This window comes from Halosimplex marinum (assembly GCF_051414075.1).
GTDB classification, from domain to species: Archaea; Halobacteriota; Halobacteria; order Halobacteriales; family Haloarculaceae; genus Halosimplex; species Halosimplex marinum.
The window spans coordinates 559,392-578,151 of sequence record NZ_JBLKNY010000003.1; the positions used below are offsets into that span (position 1 = coordinate 559,392).

The 18,760-nt window shown below is 69.0% G+C and carries 20 protein-coding genes and 2 pseudogenes; 9 read left to right on the top strand and 13 right to left on the bottom strand.

Annotated features, from left to right (window positions below; translation table 11 throughout):
- Nucleotides 1-130: 130 nt before the first annotated feature.
- Nucleotides 131-1,879: a sensor histidine kinase gene (locus ACMGFI_RS03845; protein ID WP_436907475.1), complete on the bottom strand. Its 1,749-nt coding sequence runs from the start codon at nucleotides 1,877-1,879 to the stop codon at nucleotides 131-133.
- Nucleotides 1,880-2,103: 224 nt separating this feature from the next.
- A complete protein-coding gene (locus ACMGFI_RS03850) occupies nucleotides 2,104-2,442 on the bottom strand; it encodes a ferredoxin (protein WP_436907477.1) in 339 nt (112 codons plus the stop codon).
- A 150-nt stretch (nucleotides 2,443-2,592) separates the two neighbouring features.
- Between ACMGFI_RS03850 and ACMGFI_RS03855 the strand changes: the two genes are divergently transcribed.
- Nucleotides 2,593-3,057, top strand: coding sequence for a universal stress protein (locus ACMGFI_RS03855; protein WP_436907479.1), 465 nt, complete (start codon nucleotides 2,593-2,595; stop codon nucleotides 3,055-3,057).
- 32 nt (nucleotides 3,058-3,089) lie between these two features.
- Here the strand turns inward: ACMGFI_RS03855 and ACMGFI_RS03860 are convergent, their stop codons facing one another.
- Nucleotides 3,090-3,518, bottom strand: a complete 429-nt coding sequence (locus ACMGFI_RS03860; protein ID WP_436907480.1) for a universal stress protein — start codon at nucleotides 3,516-3,518, stop codon at nucleotides 3,090-3,092.
- Nucleotides 3,519-3,625: 107 nt separating this feature from the next.
- On the opposite strand from ACMGFI_RS03860, the gene ACMGFI_RS03865 reads away from it, so the two are divergent.
- Nucleotides 3,626-4,081, top strand: a complete 456-nt coding sequence (locus tag ACMGFI_RS03865; protein WP_436907481.1) for a hypothetical protein — start codon at nucleotides 3,626-3,628, stop codon at nucleotides 4,079-4,081.
- 42 nt (nucleotides 4,082-4,123) lie between these two features.
- Here ACMGFI_RS03865 and mptA read toward each other — a convergent pair whose 3' ends face one another.
- The 3 genes from mptA to ahbB form a co-directional block, all read right to left on the bottom strand.
- On the bottom strand, nucleotides 4,124-5,056 hold the full coding sequence (gene mptA / locus ACMGFI_RS03870; RefSeq protein WP_436907482.1) for a GTP cyclohydrolase MptA: 933 nt from the start codon (nucleotides 5,054-5,056) through the stop codon (nucleotides 4,124-4,126).
- A gap of 230 nt (nucleotides 5,057-5,286) precedes the next feature.
- Complete coding sequence (locus ACMGFI_RS03875) at nucleotides 5,287-5,856, bottom strand: response regulator (RefSeq protein WP_436907484.1); 570 nt, start codon at nucleotides 5,854-5,856, stop codon at nucleotides 5,287-5,289.
- A gap of 90 nt (nucleotides 5,857-5,946) precedes the next feature.
- Complete coding sequence (gene ahbB, locus ACMGFI_RS03880) at nucleotides 5,947-6,996, bottom strand: siroheme decarboxylase subunit beta (protein WP_436907485.1); 1,050 nt, start codon at nucleotides 6,994-6,996, stop codon at nucleotides 5,947-5,949.
- Between the two features lie 234 nt (nucleotides 6,997-7,230).
- On the opposite strand from ahbB, the gene ACMGFI_RS03885 reads away from it, so the two are divergent.
- On the top strand, nucleotides 7,231-7,368 hold the full coding sequence (locus tag ACMGFI_RS03885) for a PAS domain-containing protein (RefSeq protein WP_436907488.1): 138 nt from the start codon (nucleotides 7,231-7,233) through the stop codon (nucleotides 7,366-7,368).
- A 190-nt stretch (nucleotides 7,369-7,558) separates the two neighbouring features.
- On the opposite strand, the gene ACMGFI_RS03890 is transcribed toward ACMGFI_RS03885, so the two are convergent.
- The 4 genes and pseudogenes from ACMGFI_RS03890 to ACMGFI_RS03905 all read right to left on the bottom strand — a co-directional run.
- Complete coding sequence (locus tag ACMGFI_RS03890; RefSeq protein WP_436907489.1) at nucleotides 7,559-7,891, bottom strand: DUF5789 family protein; 333 nt, start codon at nucleotides 7,889-7,891, stop codon at nucleotides 7,559-7,561.
- 174 nt (nucleotides 7,892-8,065) lie between these two features.
- Nucleotides 8,066-8,208 (bottom strand): annotated as a pseudogene (locus tag ACMGFI_RS03895) (site-specific integrase); the annotation flags it as partial.
- Nucleotides 8,209-8,314: 106 nt separating this feature from the next.
- A complete protein-coding gene (locus ACMGFI_RS03900; protein ID WP_436907490.1) occupies nucleotides 8,315-9,406 on the bottom strand; it encodes a DUF7972 family membrane protein in 1,092 nt (363 codons plus the stop codon).
- 55 nt (nucleotides 9,407-9,461) lie between these two features.
- A pseudogene (locus ACMGFI_RS03905) lies at nucleotides 9,462-9,632 on the bottom strand (IS5/IS1182 family transposase); the annotation flags it as partial.
- 509 nt (nucleotides 9,633-10,141) lie between these two features.
- On the opposite strand from ACMGFI_RS03905, the gene ACMGFI_RS03910 reads away from it, so the two are divergent.
- The 4 genes from ACMGFI_RS03910 to ACMGFI_RS03925 all read left to right on the top strand — a co-directional run bounded on the left by ACMGFI_RS03910 (nucleotide 10,142) and on the right by ACMGFI_RS03925 (nucleotide 13,327).
- On the top strand, nucleotides 10,142-10,492 hold the full coding sequence (locus tag ACMGFI_RS03910; protein WP_135366341.1) for a winged helix-turn-helix domain-containing protein: 351 nt from the start codon (nucleotides 10,142-10,144) through the stop codon (nucleotides 10,490-10,492).
- A 157-nt stretch (nucleotides 10,493-10,649) separates the two neighbouring features.
- Entirely contained in the window at nucleotides 10,650-10,949 is a 300-nt protein-coding gene (locus ACMGFI_RS03915; RefSeq protein ID WP_436907492.1) for a DUF7521 family protein, read from the top strand.
- 78 nt (nucleotides 10,950-11,027) lie between these two features.
- Nucleotides 11,028-12,884, top strand: coding sequence for a UvrD-helicase domain-containing protein (locus ACMGFI_RS03920; RefSeq protein ID WP_436907494.1), 1,857 nt, complete (start codon nucleotides 11,028-11,030; stop codon nucleotides 12,882-12,884).
- A 197-nt stretch (nucleotides 12,885-13,081) separates the two neighbouring features.
- Nucleotides 13,082-13,327, top strand: a complete 246-nt coding sequence (locus tag ACMGFI_RS03925) for a DUF8593 domain-containing protein (protein ID WP_436907495.1) — start codon at nucleotides 13,082-13,084, stop codon at nucleotides 13,325-13,327.
- 89 nt (nucleotides 13,328-13,416) lie between these two features.
- Here the strand turns inward: ACMGFI_RS03925 and ACMGFI_RS03930 are convergent, their stop codons facing one another.
- Nucleotides 13,417-14,445 (bottom strand): lysylphosphatidylglycerol synthase transmembrane domain-containing protein, encoded by a 1,029-nt coding sequence (locus tag ACMGFI_RS03930; RefSeq protein WP_436907496.1) that lies wholly within the window; start codon nucleotides 14,443-14,445, stop codon nucleotides 13,417-13,419.
- A 2-nt stretch (nucleotides 14,446-14,447) separates the two neighbouring features.
- A complete protein-coding gene (locus ACMGFI_RS03935) occupies nucleotides 14,448-16,001 on the bottom strand; it encodes a sulfatase (RefSeq protein WP_436907498.1) in 1,554 nt (517 codons plus the stop codon).
- Between the two features lie 138 nt (nucleotides 16,002-16,139).
- On the opposite strand from ACMGFI_RS03935, the gene ACMGFI_RS03940 reads away from it, so the two are divergent.
- Nucleotides 16,140-16,937 carry an SDR family NAD(P)-dependent oxidoreductase gene (locus tag ACMGFI_RS03940; protein WP_436907500.1) on the top strand — a complete coding sequence of 266 codons (798 nt, stop codon included), beginning with the start codon at nucleotides 16,140-16,142 and terminating at the stop codon, nucleotides 16,935-16,937.
- A gap of 154 nt (nucleotides 16,938-17,091) precedes the next feature.
- Nucleotides 17,092-18,270: a presenilin family intramembrane aspartyl protease PSH gene (locus ACMGFI_RS03945; RefSeq protein WP_436907501.1), complete on the top strand. Its 1,179-nt coding sequence runs from the start codon at nucleotides 17,092-17,094 to the stop codon at nucleotides 18,268-18,270.
- Between the two features lie 85 nt (nucleotides 18,271-18,355).
- On the opposite strand, the gene ACMGFI_RS03950 is transcribed toward ACMGFI_RS03945, so the two are convergent.
- Nucleotides 18,356-18,727, bottom strand: coding sequence for a NifU family protein (locus ACMGFI_RS03950; RefSeq protein WP_436907502.1), 372 nt, complete (start codon nucleotides 18,725-18,727; stop codon nucleotides 18,356-18,358).
- Nucleotides 18,728-18,760 lie beyond the last annotated feature (33 nt).

An 18,760-nucleotide genomic window follows, 5' to 3' on the forward strand; every position in this document is an offset into this window, starting at 1 on the left:
CCCGGATCGCGGTACGGCGTCGGGAACCAAAACTCGTCTCCCAAAACAGCTAGCCGCCCGAACCGTCCGGTCCGAGACGGGGAGACCACCACTCACGGGGCCGCACTCGCGGTCCCTCGCCCGCGGGGAGTCACCGGGCGTCGGCGAACCGGAACGAGACGGTACTGCCGTCCTCGTCCACGTCGAACGACAGGTCGGCGTCGCAGCGGTCGGCGACCCAGGAGACGATCCAGAGGCCGATGCCGCTGCTGTGGGCGAGCGGCGTCTCCTCCCGGCGTCCGATGACCTCCCGTTCGTGCTCGGAGATGCCGGGGCCGTCGTCGCTGACACGGATCTCCGCGCCGCCGCCGGCGCAACCGACGGTCACGCGGACGGTCGGGTCGGCGGCGTCGTTGTGTTCGACGGCGTTCTCGACGAGACACTCGACGGCCGACTCGATGCCGGACCCCGTCTCGACGGTACAGGCCTCGGCGCCGTCGACGGTGTAGGTCGCGCCGGGGTACCGCTCGCGGACCCGCCCCACGACGCGTTCGGCCACGACACGCAAGTCGTAGGTCGCGGTCTCGTCGGTCCGCTCGACCAGGTCCTCGATGGTCCGGGCCTTCTCGCTGAGGGCGATCAGCTCGTCGCTGGCCTCGACGATGCGGTCGACGCGGGCGGCGTCGTCGCCCGTCGCCGTCTCCGCGAGCAGGTCGGCGTTGCCGCGGATCGTCGTCAGCTTGTTGCGGATGTTGTGGCGCAGCACCCGCGAGAGGATCTGCCTGAGCAGGTCCAGCTCGGCCTCCCGCTCCTCCAGCTCGCGCTCGCGGCGCTTGATCGGCGTGATGTCCCTGAGGACGACCACGCGGGCGACGGTGCTGCCGCCCTCGACGACCGGCGAGACCGACACCGAAAACGAGTGGCTCTCGCCGTCGACGGTCGCGGTGACCACCGCCGGGTCGAGCGATTCGGCGTCAGTCGGGGAGCCGTCGCCGTCGGCGGTGACCGTTCCGCTGTCGGTCGGGACGGGGCCGTCGGACGCGCCCAGCCCGTCGAGCGACGGGAGGTACCGCTCGACGGGGTCGCCGGCGTACGAGGCGGGGATGTCGAACCGCGCGCGGGCGGCGCGGTTGCAGTCGACGACGCGGTCCTCGTCGTCGAGCGTCACGACGGCGTCCTGCATCTCGGCCATCGCCACCTGGCGGGCGACGGGGACGATGTCGAGGAACTCCGCGCGGTACAGCGCCCACGACAGCAGCAGGCCGCTGCCGACGAGGCCGAACGGCGTCAGGTCGTGGACCGTCGGGACCGGGCCAAAGAGCGTCGCGAGGTTCGCGACGATCGGTGGGATCACCGCGACCGAGAGGACGGCGGTCTGACGCCGTCTGAGCCCGCTCGACCGCGACCACTCGACGACGAGCAGTCCCGTCCCGACGGCGATCAGTCCGTAGTTGACGGCGGTCTGGACCCAGAACCACGGGCCGTACGCGACGACCGGGATCGTCCCGTCGAGAGTCGTCGCCGGCCCGAAGACCAGGCCGTGGGCGCCGTTGGTCACCACCAGCAGGAGTTCGACCAGCACGTACGCCGCCGACGCGGCCGCGACGGGGAGCGACGGCGACAGCCGGCCGGTCACCTCCCCGGCGACGAGGACCCAGCCGACCGAGATGATCGACGCCGCCGAGAGCCGGAGCGTCCACAGCCCCAGCGAGGGGCCGGCCCCAGCCACGAAGTAGTTGACCCCCTGGCTCAGCGGCCACAGTGAGATCCCCAGGACGGCCAGCGCGAAACCCGTGCTCCCGGGCTTGTCCGGGCGGCGGATCGGTTCGCGCAACAGGACGAGTAGCCCGGCCCCCGTCAGGAGGTACGCGACCCCCACGATCGCCGTCGCCGTCGCCATTCCCCGACCGTTGCACGGGGAGCTACAAAACACGTCCGGTCAGTTCAACCGCGACGGGCGCTCTGCAATCGGATATCGGCGCAGCCGACGGATCGAACGACGGCGACGGTATCAGGATGTGAACCGGGCCGGAGCCCGGCGGTCGCCGCCGGCCAGTCGGTGAGCGTCCGGGCGTTACCGCCGTCCGGCCGACCGCGACGCCCGGTCGGCCCCGCGGCGCCCGCTCACCAGTCGACCGACAGGGTGCCGTCGCCGTTCGGGTCGGGCGCGATCTCCTCGTCGGTGCGCCGGTCGACGACGTGGATGACGCCCCGATCCTTCTTCGCGGGGCAGGCCTCCGCGGCGCGGACGTTCTCGTCGAGGTCGTCCTCGCCGATGAAGTACGCCTCCGGCCTGGCGATCCCCGTCGAGATGTCCAGCTTCCAGTTGTCCGAGACCTCCGCGCACTTCCCGGCGCCGAAGCACTTGTTCGCCTCGAAGATGATCTTGTAGGGCTTCTCCTCGACGGGGGGCGCGTCGCGCTCGCCGATCGTGGCCGGGTCGACGGGACCGTCCTCTGCCATACGGTCCGATCGGCGGCGACGGACCTTTCGTCTGTCGCTTCGGGCGAGTCTTCGACCGGCCGCCGGCTGCCGGCCGGCACCGGCTCCGCAGCCGACCGCCGGGACGGGTCCCCCACCGGCTATAAGACGCGGGCGGACCCACCACGAGACATGACCTATCTGGTGCCCTTCGACGGGTCGGCGCTGGCCGAGGCCGCCCTCCGGCGGGCGACGGAGTTCGGCGACCTCACGGACACGGAGGTCGTCGCGCTCGTCGTCATCCCGCTCGACGAGCGCGATTTCGCCGTCGAACGCGGCTGGATCGACGAGGACGAGCGCTACGACCCCGACGAGATCGAGTCGGCGCTGGAGGCGACGATCCGCGCCGTCGCCCCGGACGCGACGTTCCGCTGCGAGCGCCCCGAGGACGTGAGTTCGGTCGCCTCCATCACGACCGACGTGGTCCGGACGATCCGCTCGGTCGCGGAGGAGGTCGACGCCGAGATCGTCTTCATCGGCAGCGAGAACGCCGGCCGCGTCTCGACGCCGGTCTCCAGCGTCGGCGCGCCCGTCTCCGAGGACCCCCGCTACGACGTACACATCGTCCGCCACGTCGACGACGCCGACACAGACTGACCGGCACCGCGCCTCGGCGCGTCACGGCCGCCTCAGCGCACGACGGTGACGGGGACGGGCGAGCGCCGGACGACCGCCTCGGCGACGCTGCCGAGAAGAATGCGGGTGACGCCCGAGCGGCCGTGGCTCCCCATGACGATCTGGTCGACCCCCACCTCCTCGGCGAACTCGACGATGACGCGGATCGGCTTGCCGACCTCGATCTCCCGCTCGATCGACAGGTCGGTGCCGTCGGCGAGGTCGGCGATCTCGTCGAACAGCTCCTCGGCGGCGGCCCGCTCGCTCTCGTACCACTCCTCGGAGAAACTCGGGATGGAGGCCTGGGCGCTGTAACCGGCCTCAGCGGGGTTGACGACGTGCAACAGCACCACCTCCGCGCCGCCGAACTCCTCGGCGACGAACTCGAACGCCCTGTGTGCCTGCTCGGACCCGTCGACCGGGACCAGGATGCGCTTGCCCATGCCCCACGTACGACCCGGCCAGGGCTTCAATCTTCGGCGGGCGACCGACCCGAGCGGCCACCGTCGGACCGACAACCCTTAGGGTCGCTCCCGGTCTACGCGATGACGTGTTCGAGACGCTCGCCGCGGCGCCGCCGCAGTCGACCGGGGCCGTGCTCGCGGCCGCGCCGATGCAGTCGGCGGCGACCTACGCCGCGGCGGCCGCGTTCCCGCTGCTCACGTGGGTCGCGCTGGTCGTCTGGGTGTACCTGGACGCCCGGGCTCGCGGGGGCGACCACCCGGTCCGTTCGACGCTCACGGTCGCCGTGTTCCCGCCCGCGCTGGTCGCGTACGTCGTCTACCGGCCCGAGCGAACGGCCGCACCGTCCGACCGCGAGCGGGCCGCGCTGACCGTCCTGCTCGCGCTGCTCTCGGCGATGATGGCCGGCACCGCCTTCTCGCCGCCCGACGTGTTCGCCCAGCCGCGCAACACCTTCGGCGCCGTGCTGGTGACGCTGCCGCTGTTCTACCTGCTCGTCTACCGCGAGGACCCCGAGGGCGCCGACGCCGACGCGGCGTCCTGAGCGGAGCGAGCGTCCCAGGCCCCGACGGCCGCAGAACCGCCGCTAGTCGTCGCCGTTGACTTCCTCGCGCAGGGTCGCTACCTCGGCGACCCGCTCGGCGTGGGCGTTGTGCTGGTGGATGGACTCGTCGTTTGACTGCTCCATCCGGACGACGGCGCCGTCGTCGAGGTCGGGGAACTCCTCGACCACGCCCTCGGCCATCGCGCGGACGCAGTCCTCGACGAACTTCGCGTCGAGGTGGGACTGGTAGGTCATGTGGTCCTCGTCGGGCCGCTTGGCGAGGTTGTAGATGCGCGCGCTCATCGAGTCGCGGGCCACCTCGATCAGTTCGACCAGATCCACGTCCGGGCCGCCCTCGCTCTCGACGGTCAGGGTGGCGTGGCCGCGCTGGGAGTGGCCCGGCTGGGGCACCTCCTCGAGGAACTCCTCGATGGTGCGGTCGTCGACGCCCTGCTCGCGCAGTTTCTCGCGGGCGCGGGCGGCGGACATCCCCTGCGAGCAGGGGCAGACGGTCATGCCGGTGACCTCGGCGCCGATCTCCTCGCGGATCCCGTCTTCGGTGGCGGTCGCCGAGGCGATCACGTCGGCCGTCGACTGGGTCGGGAGGTCGCTCTCGGGCGTCCGCTCGCGCGTGACGAACTCCGCCTCCATGCGGACCTCCGCCTGCTCGGTGTAGTCGTGCTTGTCGAGCAGGCGCTCGGCGGCGGCCCCGCAGATGTCCTCGATCCGGAGGTCGCTGTGGCTGACCGCCTCCTCCAGCGTCTCGTCGACGACCTCCATGTTGCGGCTCATGTCGGCGCCCTTCCGCCAGGAGGGCAGGTCGACGAACACCTCGAACTCGGCCATCAGGACGTAGGGGCGTTTCTCCTCGCGGCTGATCTCGACTAACTTCTCGACGCCGGTGACGCCGACGCGGTTGAGGCCGACGGTCACGTCCGGGCTCGACGCCTGGACGTCCGGCAGTTGCGGAGTCATTGCGCCCGGCTTAGGACCTTCCCCGAATAGTGTTTACGAAAGGCTCGATACCCGCCTCGCTCGGTGACGACGCGCCGCTGTCGCGGGGTGCGCCGACCCGGGCGACCTCCTCGACGGCGGCCGTCCGTGTCGAGCGCGTCCGTCGGCGGCCGCCCGTGTCGTCCGTGGTCATCCTCGGCGTCGCCGTCGCCGCCGACACCCGGCGACGGCAGCGGTCGCTGCCGGCCCGGTCACTCCTCGAGGTCGCGGAACAGCGCCTCGAAGTCGTCGTCGGCCAGCCGCTCGGCGGCGTCCGACAGCGAGTCGCGCAGCTCCGCGCGGCGGTCCTCCAGCCGGCGGAACTCGTCGCTGTCGGCCAGTTCGGCGTCGTCTTTCGTCGACCGGAGCGCGACGTAGGTGCGCGTCACCCGGTAGTACTCCCGGAGTCGCCGCTCGTACTCGGCGCAGCGCAGGAGCCGGTCGACGGTGTCGAGCAGCTCCTCGCCGCTGACCGGCTTGACGACGTAGTCGTCGAACTCCATGTCGACGATGTCGAAGTCGGCGTCGACCGCGGTGACCATCGCCACCCGGCAGTCCAGCCCCCGCTCGCGGACCGTCTCCAGGACCTCGTCCCCGACAAGGTCCGGCATCCGACGGTCCAGCAGGACCACGTCCACGTCCTCGTCGAGCTTCGACAGCGCTTCCTCTCCCCCGTAGGCCGTCCGCACGTCGTAGGTGTCGCGGACGTGTGCGGCGTAGGCGTCGGCGACCGCCTCCTCGTCGTCGGCTATCAGCACGACAGCCCGCTCAGGACCCGTCATACGAACGTGGACATATGGAGTGAGGGGGCGCAAAAAGCTTCCGTCGGTTCGCACGCGGGTTCCGAGCCCGGATCTCGGCGGTCTCGGCGGTCACTCGTCGGTCCGCTCGTCGACGAGGTCCTCGTAACGCGCGCCCGTCTGCTTCAGCGTCTCCGTCGAGTAGAGCCGTTCGTGCTCGAAGGGCAGGTACTCGGCGGCCAGCTCGTCGATCTTCGCGTCGACGGCGTCCTGCTCGCGGCCGTGGATCATCGTGAACAGGTTGTACGGCCACTCCCGGTCGGGCCGGCGCGGCCGGTGGTAACACAGCGTCACGTACGGGAGCTTCCCCACGTCGACGCCGCGGTCGTCGAGTTCGTCGTCGGGCACGTCCCAGACGACCATGCAGTTGGCGTCGAACCCGGTCACGAGGTGGTTGACGACGCAACCGATCCGCTTGATGCAACCGTCGGCGCGCAGCTTCTCGACGCTCGCCAGCACGTCTTCGACCGGCGCGTCGACCGCCGCGGCCACGTCCCGGTAGGGGGTCGCAGTCAGCGGGAACCCGCCCTGCACTTCGAGGAGGACGCGCCGGTCCAGCGCCGACAGGTCCGCGGCCGCCCGCTCGCTGATGGTCGTCGCCGACACGCCGGTCTCCGACAGGCTCTCCCGGGCGAAGCGGTCGCCGTTGACCACCGGGAACTCCAGGTCGATGTAGAAGTCCGTCAGCATCGGGAGGACGAGGACCTCGCAACCGGTCCGTTCCTCGATCTCCACGAGGATGGCGTCGCGGCGCTCCTTCGAGGCGGCGGTCACGACGAACCACATGTTCCACTCGTGGTCGCGGGCGTAGTTGTGGTTGACCTGCTCGTAGCCGTTGATCACGGCGGCGACCTCCTCGAAGCGGTCGGCCGGCGCCCGCACCGCCGCCAGCGTCGAACTGCCGATCACCGGCGGGTTCAACACGGGGCCGAACCGCCGGAAGATCCCCTCGTCGTAGAGCCGCCGGACCCGGTCGAGCGCCTCGCTCTCCTCGACGCCCACGTCCGCCGCGACGGCCTCGAAGGGCCGCTCTCGCACCGGGAACCCGCTCTGCCACCCGTCGATGAGGGCCGCGTCGACGGCGTCCACCTGTGCCCGCCAGTCGGCCGTCCCCTGACTCATTCGTCGGAGCTAGGGAACAGAAGCGTATCAAACCATCTCTTTCGTCGGGCTCGCCGACGGCGGTCCGGCCGTACACGGGCTCGGCGGACCGGCGCTCCGTCGCCGCCTCGACGGTCGTCGCTCTCGGCACGACGAGACAGCGCCACGTTCGGTTCGTTCAGTACAGGCGAAAGACTCACCCATAGCGGTGCGTCACATTTGGGGCTACTTATTTTTGCATGTTATCAATTGTCAATGACTGACTATCAGGAGCTATTCAAGAAGATTCCTGATGGCGTAACGCTTCACGATGCTGAGGATGGCTCAGTCCTCGACGCCAACGAAGAATTTTGTGAGATGCTCGGCTACGAGCGGACGAACTGCTCGAATTGAGTTTCGAGAATTTCATCGCTGATGAACAATTCAAGTCGATCATGCCCTCAGCCACACGGAGGACGGCACGATGATCTGTCTGATTCAAGAGCAGACTGCTAACGATATATAGGGAGATCTGCTTGTCAGCTTCTTCAGCAAAATGGCCGATGAAAAACCACCACCCTGTGAATGGTTCTAGGACCCCTCGCTAGTGATGTATCAATTCCAGTAGCTGCCTTCGAACGTCGTAGGCGGAGTCGTACGATTTGTTATCGGTTGCAGCAAGTACTTCATCGAGGGTTTCCGTCCCACCCTGCGTTTCGATCTCATAGTCGCCATAGGCCTCAACCAATTTATCCGTTGTCGTCGGATAGTCGTGGGTTTCGAGTGCTTCATCAAGGTCACCGAGCCGTTCACCAGAATCGGCGCGTATCGGCTCTTCTTCATCGGTGCGGCTACGTGCCTCCTCTTGCATTCGCTCTTGCTGGCGTTCCTCTTCACGATCCGCGTGCTCCTCTCGCCCCTGTCTATCCTCTGCCATGTCTTGGTGTTGGCTCTCTGGTCGGATAGTCCTGTGGGCGGTGACGGGTGCTCCCGAACGTAACAGATAGACTTCGAAAAGCAGGTTCAGCGAACGCCTCTCCACCGGTCAGCCAGTACGATCTACGGTCGCCAGACAACGAGAACGAAGGGCGAGTCCGGTGTCCGGCAAAAACTCGTTGAGTTCCTCTCGAACAAGGGTCGCAAGCGTCCGCTGGTCGAGCGTCGGGGACACCGGCCACCGCTCCATCCGGAGTCCATAAGTTGGCGATAGCTCCGAAGCGGCGAGATCACTGGATGGGGAAGACTCGCGGCGTTACTGCCATCGGTCGGGACGAGCACCGCGTCGTACACGTGGTACTGGACGCGACACCACTATGTGAGTCTCGGGCCGCGCTCCTCGTTCTGGTTGCCGACATTCGCGCTACTCGCCCTCGTCGCCGACATCCGCGCTCTCATCACTCTTCGTTTCGGGTTCGCCCCAGTCGAGATCGCGGGACCGGTCGGTCTCTCGGAGGATGAACGGTCCGATGGAGAGCGTACGCTTCGTCACGGTGACGATGCGAAGAATGTAGGACAATAGGAACGCGAACGGCAGCAGGGAGACGGCGACGCCCGCGCTCACCACCACGACGAGCGGGCGCACGCCGAACACGGTCCCTGGGAACAGCGCCGGTTCGAGGTAGACGACGCCCGCGACCGCCGTGAGGAGCGCGGGTATGGACGCATACAGCATCGTCCGGGAGAGGTCGATGAGCGCCCACTGGAAGTACAGCGTCTTGAAGTGCTCGCGCGCTGGCCCGAACAGTTCGAGCGCGTTGATGAGTTCGTCGAACGCGTGGTGCGCTTCCTCGGTGAGCACGTCCTCGTTCTCTGCGCGAATGCGGCGCGCCGCGTACAACTTCCACGAGTAGTTGAAGTTCAGCGCGGAGAACACCACGTCGAACTCCCCGAATTGGGAGCCTTCGAGATTGCTCTGGACGGCGTCCGCGTTCCGCTTCACGTTCTCTGTGAACGCGGCTACCTGATCGTTCAGGTTGTCGTCGTCGATGTCCGCGATGGCGTCCTGGAGGGCGTCCGTGTGGCGCTTCGTGAGTTTCACGAGCGACCGGAGGAACGCCGAGGGTTGGGCGGGACTCACTGGTTCCTCGATGACGTCCTCGACGTCCTTCCGAAACGCCATCGCGCCCTCCATGCGCTCGCGCTGGTCTCCGACCGGCCCCTGTTCCTGGGAGAGCACGAGCTGGCTGAGCGTGAGCACGAGCGTGACGCCCGTGATGATGGACGTGAGCAGCCCCTGGAACAGCGTCTCGATGGGGTCCTCCTGGCTGAACAGCGCCGGCGTCCCGGTCGGGTGGAGGTGCCCGATGAAGGCGAGCGTGAGGAACACGCCGCCCGCGATGCCGGCGGCGACTAGCCACCGGTTCGCGTTCAACAGCAACCAGAACTTTCGACTGTTCTCCGGTACGCGCTCCCGCATCGTGTCGCTCGGAGGACTTCCATCACTGTCGCTCATACGAGCCGTATTCCGCTCACGATGGCAAATGCTTGAGGGAGCCATAGAAGAGGTCTCACATCGTGATGATGCTGCTTCCCGGATTGTCTCCACGTTCGTAGTTGGTAATTACGACGCCGAGGCAAAGCCACAGTGCGAGGACCACCTGGGTTCGCGCGTGAATGCAGCACTTGGGCGCGGGGGCCCCGTGACCGCAATCCTTGGCCGATTTGTAGGTTCGCACCACGAACCGAGCGCTATCGATCTACGGGCCGGCAGCTCGTCACGGTGACCGGACGGTCAGAAAGGGGGGAACGTTGGGGGAAAGTAGGGGGGGAAGTCCACCGGGAGGCGGGCAACGGAGGCCGGCAGGGGGAGAGCCGGCGGGTCCGAAGACCCGTCCGTTCCCTGGCCGCGTCGGGGGAGACGCGTTGGGGGGAATGGCGCCGGGAACGGCCTCCGGCAGTGCGCTCGTGCCGGCGAGGACCGCATACGAGCCCGGGCGGCCCGAGCCGGACCGCGGGGGAACGCCGGGCGCCGGATGGCGCGGCCGGGTCCCCGCCGCGACCGGTCGAACCCACACCCCACCACAGGCACACACGGATGCGCACGGTGCGATGGGCCGTCCGGGCTCGTACTTGGTCCGCACTCGGTGGTAGCGAGGGGTTTCCTATAATGGGGGAGGCGCGTTTTCTGAGCCTGAAAGAGCCGCCCGCTCGAAAGGTCTTTGTAACACCTCGAGAGATCACACCAGTAGTGGACGACGAACGGGCCATCGAGGAGATCCTCGATACCATCGGCGACGAACACGCCCGCCGGGTGCTCGCCGCGATCAGCCGCGAGCCCCGGTCGGCCAAGGACCTCAGCGAGGAGTGTGACCTGTCGCTTCCGACGGTCTACCGGCGTATCGAGATGCTCAGCCAGTACGACCTCGTCAAGGACCAGACGCTGGTGGCCGACGACGGCAACCACTACAAGGTCTACGAGTCGAACTTCGAGTCGACGGTCATCTCCCTGGAGGACGACGAGTACAAGGTCCGGATCTACCGCGAGGAGAACCTCCCCGACCGGTTCAGCCAGCTCTGGGACGACCTGAACCCGGAGTGACCGGCACGGACGGCCCGGCACCGGGCCGCCCGCTCCGTCGCCGGCTGCGGGCGCCGTGCTCGCTCGTCGCCGTTCGGTCCTCGACCGCGACCCGCCCGGTTCCGCGCGCCGGACCGGCGAAATTATATGTCGGTGCGTCCTGGCGGACAGACGACGAATGGTAGAAGTCGTCGCGGTCATGCGGGGGGTCCTCGCGCTGATGCGAATGGCGGTGTTCGGGCTCTCGCTCGGGATCACGGTGATCAGTTTCCAGGCGTACCGACAGCGCCCCTCCGAGCGCCTGCAGTACGCCTTCATGGGGTTCGCGTTCATCAGCATGGGCGTCGCGAGCACGGTCATCGCCCAGATCGGTGCCCGCAACGCGACCGAAGCGGTCCGCCTGTTCTTCCGGATAACCGAGGCCATCCCCTTCATCATCGGGTTCGCGATGCTGTACGTCTCGCTGTACCGGGACTGAGAACTCACAGAGACGCCCGAGTGCGACGGCGACTCCAAGCCACGCCGTTTATGACCCACGGGCCCCACTAGTGGTCCAATGACTGAACCGTCCACCCAGGTGACGCGCCTGTTTGGTGGTCCCGGGAGCGGGAAGACGACGGCACTGCTCGACAGGGTCGAGACCCTGCTCGAAGAGAACGACGACCTGGAGTTCCGGGACGTGCTGGTGGTGTCGTACACCCGGGCGGCCGCCGCGGAGATCCGCGAACGCCTCGCGGAGCGACTCGGCGAGTCCCCCCGCGCGCTCAAGGGGAACGTCTGCACGATGCACGCGAAGGCCTACGAACTGCTGGACCTCTCGCGGGGGGACGTGGTCGGCGAGTCCGACAAGGAGGAGTTCTGCGAGGAGTACGGCATCGAGTACGAGGACGAGTACGAGGGCTCGCGCCGCCGGACGGCCCGCTCGACGACCATCGGCAACAAGATCATCGCCACGAGCCAGTGGCTCCAGCGCACCCGCAGGGACGTGGCCGACTGGTACGACGTGCCCTTCAAGTGGGACGAGGAGGTCGTGCGCCTCCCGCCGGAGATCGACGACAACGCCCAGACCGGCAACAAGTACACGCCCACGTGGCCCAGCGACGACGACCGCATCAGCGTCCCCGAGACGATCCGCGCCTGGCGCCAGTACAAGGGCGAGAACGACGTGGTCGGCTTCGCCGATATGCTGGAGCGGGTCGCCCAGCGGTCGCTACTGCCAAGCGTCGATTACCTCGTCATCGACGAGTTCCAGGACATCACGACCCTGCAGTACGACGTGTACCAGGAGTGGCGCCCGCACATGGAGACGGTGCTGATCGCCGGCGACGACGACCAGGTCGTCTACGCCTGGCAGGGCGCCGACCCCGACCTCCTGCTGGAGGAGGAGGTCACCGACGACAACATCCTCCCGAACTCCTACCGACTCCCCTCCCGGATCCTCAACGTCGTCAACCGGGAGGTCAGCCACATCGACAAGCGCCAGGAGAAAGACCTCAACCCGCGCAAGGAGGGCGGCCGCGTCGAGGGCGTCCAGAACCCCTCGATGATCGACCTCGTCCGCAACGTCCGCACCACCATCGAGGAAGACGAGGACGGCACCGCGATGATCCTCTTCCGGGCGCGCTACCAGATGTTCCAGTTCATCGACGAGTTCATCGGCGAGGGGATCCCCTTCACATGCCTGACCGACCAGCGGATGTGGACCGACCGGCTCACCCAGTACGTCCGCGCCATCGAGGCGCTGGACGCCGACGAGCCGGTCACGGGCCTGCAGGCCCGCCGGCTCGCGGACATGCTCGCCGACTCCGCGTTCGGGTCCGGCGAGCGCGACGACCTGTTCGACGAGCTCGACGCGATGGAGGAGGCTGCCGACGTCGAGGACCTCGAAGAGCTGTCGGTCGAACCCGACACCGTCCGGGACTACGCCCCGTTCGTCCCGGACCCGCGGGCGGCCGGGGATATGCTCCGGAAGGTCACCAGCTTCCAGGAACGCTCCGTCGAGGCGTACTTCGCCGGCGAGTACGAGGGCATGGAGGCCGACCGCGTGCGCCTGGGCACCATCCACAGCGCGAAGGGTCGCGAGGCCGACCACGTCTTCGTCGCCACCGACCTCACGGAGAAGGTCGTCGAGCAGATGGCCGCGACCGTCGACCAGTCCGACCGCGACGTGCCGGGCGACGAGGAGTTCACCAAGCGCACCTCGCCGGTCCCGACGCTCACCGACAACGAGCGCCGCGTCTTCTACGTCGGGATGTCCCGGGCCCGCGAACGGCTGGTCATCATGGAGAACCTCGTCGACGGCGCCCCCACGCTCCCCATCGACGTGCTCCTGAACAACGAACCCACCGGCGACTCCGTCGACGACGTGCTCGCCGAGGCCCAGGAGGCCGGCGACGCCGTCGCCGCCGACTGACGCCGGGGTCCGCTGTCTCGACCCGTCGAACCCCGCCGACTCACGTTCTCTGAGGCCAGCTGACCGGATCCGAACGGACCGATCGCCAGAGAGGGGCACGCTGGCCGGGCGAGCGGGGACGGCGACAGCGCGCCGGCCGTCGGCCTGCAGTCGCAAGGCCCGGGCTCAGGCGCTCGAAGCCCCTACGTTCGTCCGCTATGACGCCTGATATCGAAGTCACGGACGCGGACGAGGGGAAGACAGTCGTCGGTCCGAACGGGGACGAGTTCGGTCGCGTCGCCGAGGTGCGCCACGGCACGGCGTACGTCGACCCCGACCCGAGCATGGCGGACGCGATCATGTCGAAGCTGGGCTGGGGCGACAGCGACGAGGACACGTACCCCCTGCAGGAGGAGCGGATCGAGTCCGTCACCGACGACGAGATCCGCCTGGGCGACCTCTGAGGAGATCGCGCGGCCGTTTCTGCCGGTTTGTCCCGCCGAGCGACGCCGTTCGGCCGCCACTTCCGACCGCTGGGACGCCGCGACCCCGCTCAGTTCCGCGAGACCACGTACACCGCGGCGGCCCCGCCCATCAGCACCGCGAACACGTAGCTCGCCAGCCGGTAGACGATGGCGATGGAGAGGCCGGTGGCGAAGGAGAACCCACCGAGCGTCCCGAGCAGGCCGGCCAGCGCCGCCTCGACGCCGGCGAGACCGCCCGGTGAGGGAGTCAGGCCGGCGAGCGTGCTCGCGGGGACGATGAAGAAGACGAGGAAGATCGATATCGACTCCCCGAGCGCGCGGACGGCGGCGTACAGCGGGAGCGCGAAGAACAGCCAGCCGACGAACGAGTAGACGAGCGCGTGGGCCAGCGCCGCCCGGTCGGCGGCGATGCGCTCGAAGGCCGTGTTGAGTTCGCGCAGCCGCTCGCGAAGTCCCTCGACGCTGAGAAAGCGGATCCGTCGGGCGACCGGCGCGACGACGCGCAGGGCGAGGCTCCCGAGCCGGCGCCGCGAGCGCCACCCCACGACGGCGGCGACGGGGACGCCGACGGCGAAGATGACGAGGATGCCGGCGACGCCGCGGATCTGGTCCGAAAGCGTCGTCTGGACGACGAGGACCACGGTGCCGATCGCGGCGAAGGTGAAGAAGGGCAGGAGGTTCAGGAGGTCGGCGGTGACGACCGAGGCCAGCGAGTCCTCGTAGCTGGCCTCCGTGTCCCGCGAGAGGACGTAGGCAATGAACGGTTCGCCGCCGGCCTGGCCCAGCGGGGTGACGTAGTTGGCAAACGTCGCCGCGTAGTAGGTGACCACGAGCTTCCGGAAGGGAACGCGGTAGCCGACCACCCGGAGGACGACCTGCCAGGCCTTCGCCCACGCGACGAGGCCGACCGCCGTCGAGAGACAGCCGGCGGCCAGCCACGCCGGGTCGGCGCGGGCGAGTTCCGCGCGGATCTTCTCGATGCCGATGCCGTAGGCGATCAGCCCGAGCGCGACGAGCGCGATGGCGAACCCGCCGACGATCTTGATAGCCGTCTGCCGGTCGACGAAGTCGAACAGGTCCCGACTGGACTCGCTCACGGTTACTCGATGTATCCCAGGTCCGACAGCCGGTCTTTGGCCTCCTCGCCCATGTCGTCGAGCACGTCCTCGTCGGTCACGTCCGCCCACTCGCCGTCCATCTCCGACTCGAACGTGACCAGCGCCTCCTCCGTCGCGGCGACGACCTCGTCGTCCGTGCCGGACACGTCGTCCAGTTCGTCGGGGTCGGTGTCGAGCCGGTAGGCCTCGTCGGGGATGCGCTCGTTGCGGATGTACTTGCCGTCGGGCCGGCGGGCGGCGCGCATCCGCGAGTAGAACCGGGAGTCGGTATCGAGTTCGATCCCGGCCGCGCTGGCCTTGCTCTCCAGCTGGTTCAGCTCGACGACCGGCCGGTGGTAGTCGACGAACGCGTAGCCGTCGAGGTCACCGTCGTCGTGTGCTGAAAAGCGGGATTCGGCCCCGCGCGGCGCGTCGACGGCGGCGAACTCGCGGTAGTCGGCGTCGAGCAGCGACCGGGCGCGGTCGAACGGCTCGCCGTCCGCGTCGGCGTCGACGCCCGCGTGGTCCAGTACGGTGTGGTAGAGGTCCTGCAACTCGACCTGGGTCTCCGTGTCGCGCTCGGCGTCCAGCTCGGGGTGTTTGACCAGCAGCGGGACGTTCACGAGCGGGTCGTAGATGCCGAACTCGTGGCCGTAGAGGCCGTGCTCGCCGAACAGTTCGCCGTGGTCGGCGCAGACCACGACCAGCGTGTCCTCCCAGCGGCCCGTCTCCTGCAGCCAGTCGAACAGGCGGCCGAGGTGGTGGTCGATGTGGGCGATCTCGGCGTCGTAGAGGCCCCGAATATCCTCCCACTCGTCGTCGTCGATGTCCCGCGCGCCGGAGTTGTACTCCTTGGAGTTCTGACAGACCTCGGTGGAGTCGACCCCGGGGGCGAACTCCTCGGCGAACTCGTCGGGCGGGTGGTAGGGGAGGTGGGCGTCCATCAGGTTGATAAAGGAGAACCACTCGTCGCCCCGTTGCTCGCTCTCCTCGACGAACGCCTGGACGCGGTCGACGATCTCGGGGGTCTTGGTGTCGCCGCCGCCGCTCTCGGCGAAGTACTCGTGGGCGGTGTTGCCGAGTTCGACGAGGCGATCCGCGAGCGAGCGGAGCCGTTCGTTGTCGTTCATCGCCTTCCAGGCCCTCGCCAGCGGGCCCGAGAGGAAGTCGCCGGGCATGACCTGGAAGAAGTTGTCCTGGTCGTCGAAGCCGTCGGCGAGGTTGGTGTAGGGGGTGATCCAGGCGTTCGAGGAGTAGCAGGCGGTGGCGTGACCCGCCGCCGACAGCGACTCGGCGAGGGTGGTGGCGCCCTCCAGGTAGGGGTTCTCCTGGGTGGCGCCGTGCTGGGTGGGGTAGAGCCCGGTGAACAGCGAGGCGTGGACGGGCAGGGTCCAGGGCGCCGGGGCGACGGCCTCCTCGAAGACCCGCGCGTCGTCGGCGAAGGCCTCCAGGTTCGGCGTCGTCGGCCGGTCGTAGCCGTACACCGAGAGGTGGCTCTGCCGGACCGTGTCCATGACGACGAACAGGACGTTCCCCGGACCGTCTGTCTCGCTCATGGGTGGGTGAGCGCGACGCACGGAATTAAACTCCGTGATCCCGGGTCCGCCCCTCGTCCGTCCGCGCTTGCGGACGGGACCGACGGCGTGCGAACGGGCGCCAACACGGTCATGTACGCCGGAGCGCCTACCGTTCGCATGGACGCCGCCACCGGGCGCGTCGTCGTCGTGACGGGCGCCAACGAGGGGATCGGACTGCACCTCGCCGCGGCGCTCGCCGCGGACGGCCACCGCGTCGCGGGCTTCGACGTGAACGGCGAGGGCGTCCGCGCGCTCGCCGAGCGGTTCCCCGACCGCGTCGCCTACCACCGCTGCGACGTCACCAGCGACGAGGACGTGCGGACGGCGGTCGACGCGGTGCTCGACGAGTGGGGACGGGTCGACATCCTCGTCAACAACGCGGCCGTGTTCAACTTCGCGCCCTTCGAGGACGGGACCCTCGAAGACACCCGCCGGGAGTTCGAGGTGAACTACTTCGGCTACGTCCGGACGATCCGGGCCGTCCTGCCGCACATGCGCGCCCGCAACGCCGGGATCGTCCACAACGTGAGCTCCGGCGTCTCCCTCGTCGGCCACCCCGGCCTCTCCGGCTACGCCTCGACGAAGGGGGCGGTCGAGGCGCTGACCCGGTCGCTGCGGCTCGAACTCCGGAACTACGACGTCGCGTGCACGGTCGTCTACCCGCCGCTGACGGCCACGCGGTCGGCGGCGCGGATCGGCTACCCCGACTGGCTGCTGACCGACCCCGCGGAAGTCGGCCGGAAACTGGCCGACAGGATCGAGGCGAGGGGGCCGGTCGTCACGACCGACTGGGCGACGCGGATCGGATTGGCGGTCGCACGCCGGTTCCCGTGGCTCGTCGAGAAGGGCACCGAGCGGTTCGTCGCGAGCGAGGGCACGACCGCCGGTCGGACCGAGGGTCGGTCCGAGTCCTGACCCGCGGACGGCCCGCAATCCGACCGACGGTCCCCGCTCCCGTCACCCGACCGACTCCGGGAAGTATTTGCCGGCGGTGGCCCTCGTCGCAGACCATGCAACGGGTGCCGGCGCGCGCGTCGCCGACGACCGGGGCCGCCCGGGGGGCCGAACCGTGAGCGACCGAACTGTCGAGGCCTCCGGGGCTGACGACCCCGGCTTCGACGACACCGACGCCGACGACACCGGCTTCGACGACACCGACGCCGACGACACCGGCCCCGCCGTCGACGCCGACACGGCCGCCGAGACCGACGCGACCGAGTCGGGGGTCGGGATCCCGTCGGGGACCTACGCCTACGCCGGGATCGTCGCGCTCTACGCGGCGACGATCCTGCTGGGGCTGTCGCTGACCGACGAGATGGCCGAGCTGGGGCTGGTCATGTTCCAGGACCCCGGCGACGTGGGCAACGTCGGCGTCTTCGCGGCGATACTGCTGGTCGCGACCGGGGGGATGGTCGCCGCCTTCCGCTACGGGTACGGCGAGGCGCTCGTCCGCGCGTTCCTGCTCGGGTCCGCGGGGACGCTCACCGCCGCGGCGGTCGCCGCCCTGACCGGCCTCGGGGAGATCGCGACGGGCGGCCTCGCGATGGGGCTCCCGACGAGTCCCGCCTCGATAGCGGTCGCCACCGTCACGTTCGCCGTCCTCTGGAGCTACCCCGAGTGGTACGTCAACGACCTGGCGGCGGTGGTCTTCGGCGCCGCCGCCATCCCGATGCTCGGCCTCGGCTTCGGGCCGCTCCCGGTCGTCGTCCTCCTGGTCGCGTGGGCCGGCTACGACGCCTACGCCGTCTACGTCTCCGGCCACATGCAGGAACTCGCCGCCGGCCTGGGCGACCTGAAGGCCCCCATCGTCTTCGTCGTCCCTCACTCGCTCTCCTTTTCGATGCGCGACCCCGAGTTCGACCTGATGGGCGGCGGGGAAGACTCGACCGACGCCGACGGTGCCGGGACCGACACCGACGACGGGGATGCGGAGGGAGCCACCGAACGCCCCGCCCGCTCGGAGGTCGCCCTGCTGGGCCTCGGTGACGCGATCATCCCGGGGATGCTCGCCGTGAGCGCCGGCCACTTCCTCGACGCGCCGACGCTCGTCCCGGCGCTCAACGCCAACGCGCCCGCGCTCGGCGCGCTGCTGGGCGGCCTCGTCGGCATGGGCGGGCTCCTCTATCTCGTCCACCGCGTCGAGGGCGCCCACGCCGGCCTCCCGCCGCTGAACGCCGGCGTGCTCGGCGGATACCTCGTCGGCGCCGTCGCCGCCGGGGTCCCGGTCACGACGGCGCTGGGACTGTAGGCGTTCGGTTTCCGGCACGTGCGACCGACGGCGTCGCGACTCGGGGGCAGTGAAAAACGGGAGAAGGTGAACCGAGGGGACGACTTCAGAACGGCGCTTCGGGGCCTTCGTCGTCGTCGCCGCCGATCTCGCCGCCGCGGGACTCGCCGGGCATCGAGGGGCCGGTGTCGGCGCCCATCATGCCCTCCTCGCCGCCCATGCCGCCCGTGCGGGCGTTGACCGTCTCGATCTCGGGGATCTCCTTGGTCATGCGCGTCTTGATCGCCTGGATCGTCATCGGGGAGATGCCACACCCCGAGCAGGCGCCGCCCAGCTGGATCGTCACGGAGCCGTTCTCGCGGTCGATCTCCTCGATGGCCGCCGACCCGCCGTGCATCTGGATCTGCGGGAAGTTCCGCCGCAGGAAGTTCGAGATGCGCTCGCGCAGGTCGTCGCCGTCCTCGGTCTCTGTGCTCATAGTACCTCGTGGTTGGCGACGACGGGGCTTAGA

What these genes read in the sequence shown, in the direction of transcription:
- ACMGFI_RS03845 (WP_436907475.1), bottom strand. Translation starts at nt 1,879, where the DNA reads ATGGCGACGGCGACGGCGATCGTGGGGGTCGCGTACCTCCTGACGGGG.
- ACMGFI_RS03850 (WP_436907477.1), bottom strand. Translation starts at nt 2,442, where the DNA reads ATGGCAGAGGACGGTCCCGTCGACCCGGCCACGATCGGCGAGCGCGAC.
- ACMGFI_RS03855 (WP_436907479.1), top strand. Translation starts at nt 2,593, where the DNA reads ATGACCTATCTGGTGCCCTTCGACGGGTCGGCGCTGGCCGAGGCCGCC.
- ACMGFI_RS03860 (WP_436907480.1), bottom strand. Translation starts at nt 3,518, where the DNA reads ATGGGCAAGCGCATCCTGGTCCCGGTCGACGGGTCCGAGCAGGCACAC.
- mptA (WP_436907482.1), bottom strand. Translation starts at nt 5,056, where the DNA reads ATGACTCCGCAACTGCCGGACGTCCAGGCGTCGAGCCCGGACGTGACC.
- ACMGFI_RS03875 (WP_436907484.1), bottom strand. Translation starts at nt 5,856, where the DNA reads ATGACGGGTCCTGAGCGGGCTGTCGTGCTGATAGCCGACGACGAGGAG.
- ahbB (WP_436907485.1), bottom strand. Translation starts at nt 6,996, where the DNA reads ATGAGTCAGGGGACGGCCGACTGGCGGGCACAGGTGGACGCCGTCGAC.
- ACMGFI_RS03885 (WP_436907488.1), top strand. Translation starts at nt 7,231, where the DNA reads ATGACTGACTATCAGGAGCTATTCAAGAAGATTCCTGATGGCGTAACG.
- ACMGFI_RS03890 (WP_436907489.1), bottom strand. Translation starts at nt 7,891, where the DNA reads ATGGCAGAGGATAGACAGGGGCGAGAGGAGCACGCGGATCGTGAAGAG.
- ACMGFI_RS03900 (WP_436907490.1), bottom strand. Translation starts at nt 9,406, where the DNA reads ATGAGCGACAGTGATGGAAGTCCTCCGAGCGACACGATGCGGGAGCGC.
- ACMGFI_RS03915 (WP_436907492.1), top strand. Translation starts at nt 10,650, where the DNA reads ATGGTAGAAGTCGTCGCGGTCATGCGGGGGGTCCTCGCGCTGATGCGA.
- ACMGFI_RS03920 (WP_436907494.1), top strand. Translation starts at nt 11,028, where the DNA reads ATGACTGAACCGTCCACCCAGGTGACGCGCCTGTTTGGTGGTCCCGGG.
- ACMGFI_RS03925 (WP_436907495.1), top strand. Translation starts at nt 13,082, where the DNA reads ATGACGCCTGATATCGAAGTCACGGACGCGGACGAGGGGAAGACAGTC.
- ACMGFI_RS03935 (WP_436907498.1), bottom strand. Translation starts at nt 16,001, where the DNA reads ATGAGCGAGACAGACGGTCCGGGGAACGTCCTGTTCGTCGTCATGGAC.
- ACMGFI_RS03940 (WP_436907500.1), top strand. Translation starts at nt 16,140, where the DNA reads ATGGACGCCGCCACCGGGCGCGTCGTCGTCGTGACGGGCGCCAACGAG.
- ACMGFI_RS03950 (WP_436907502.1), bottom strand. Translation starts at nt 18,727, where the DNA reads ATGAGCACAGAGACCGAGGACGGCGACGACCTGCGCGAGCGCATCTCG.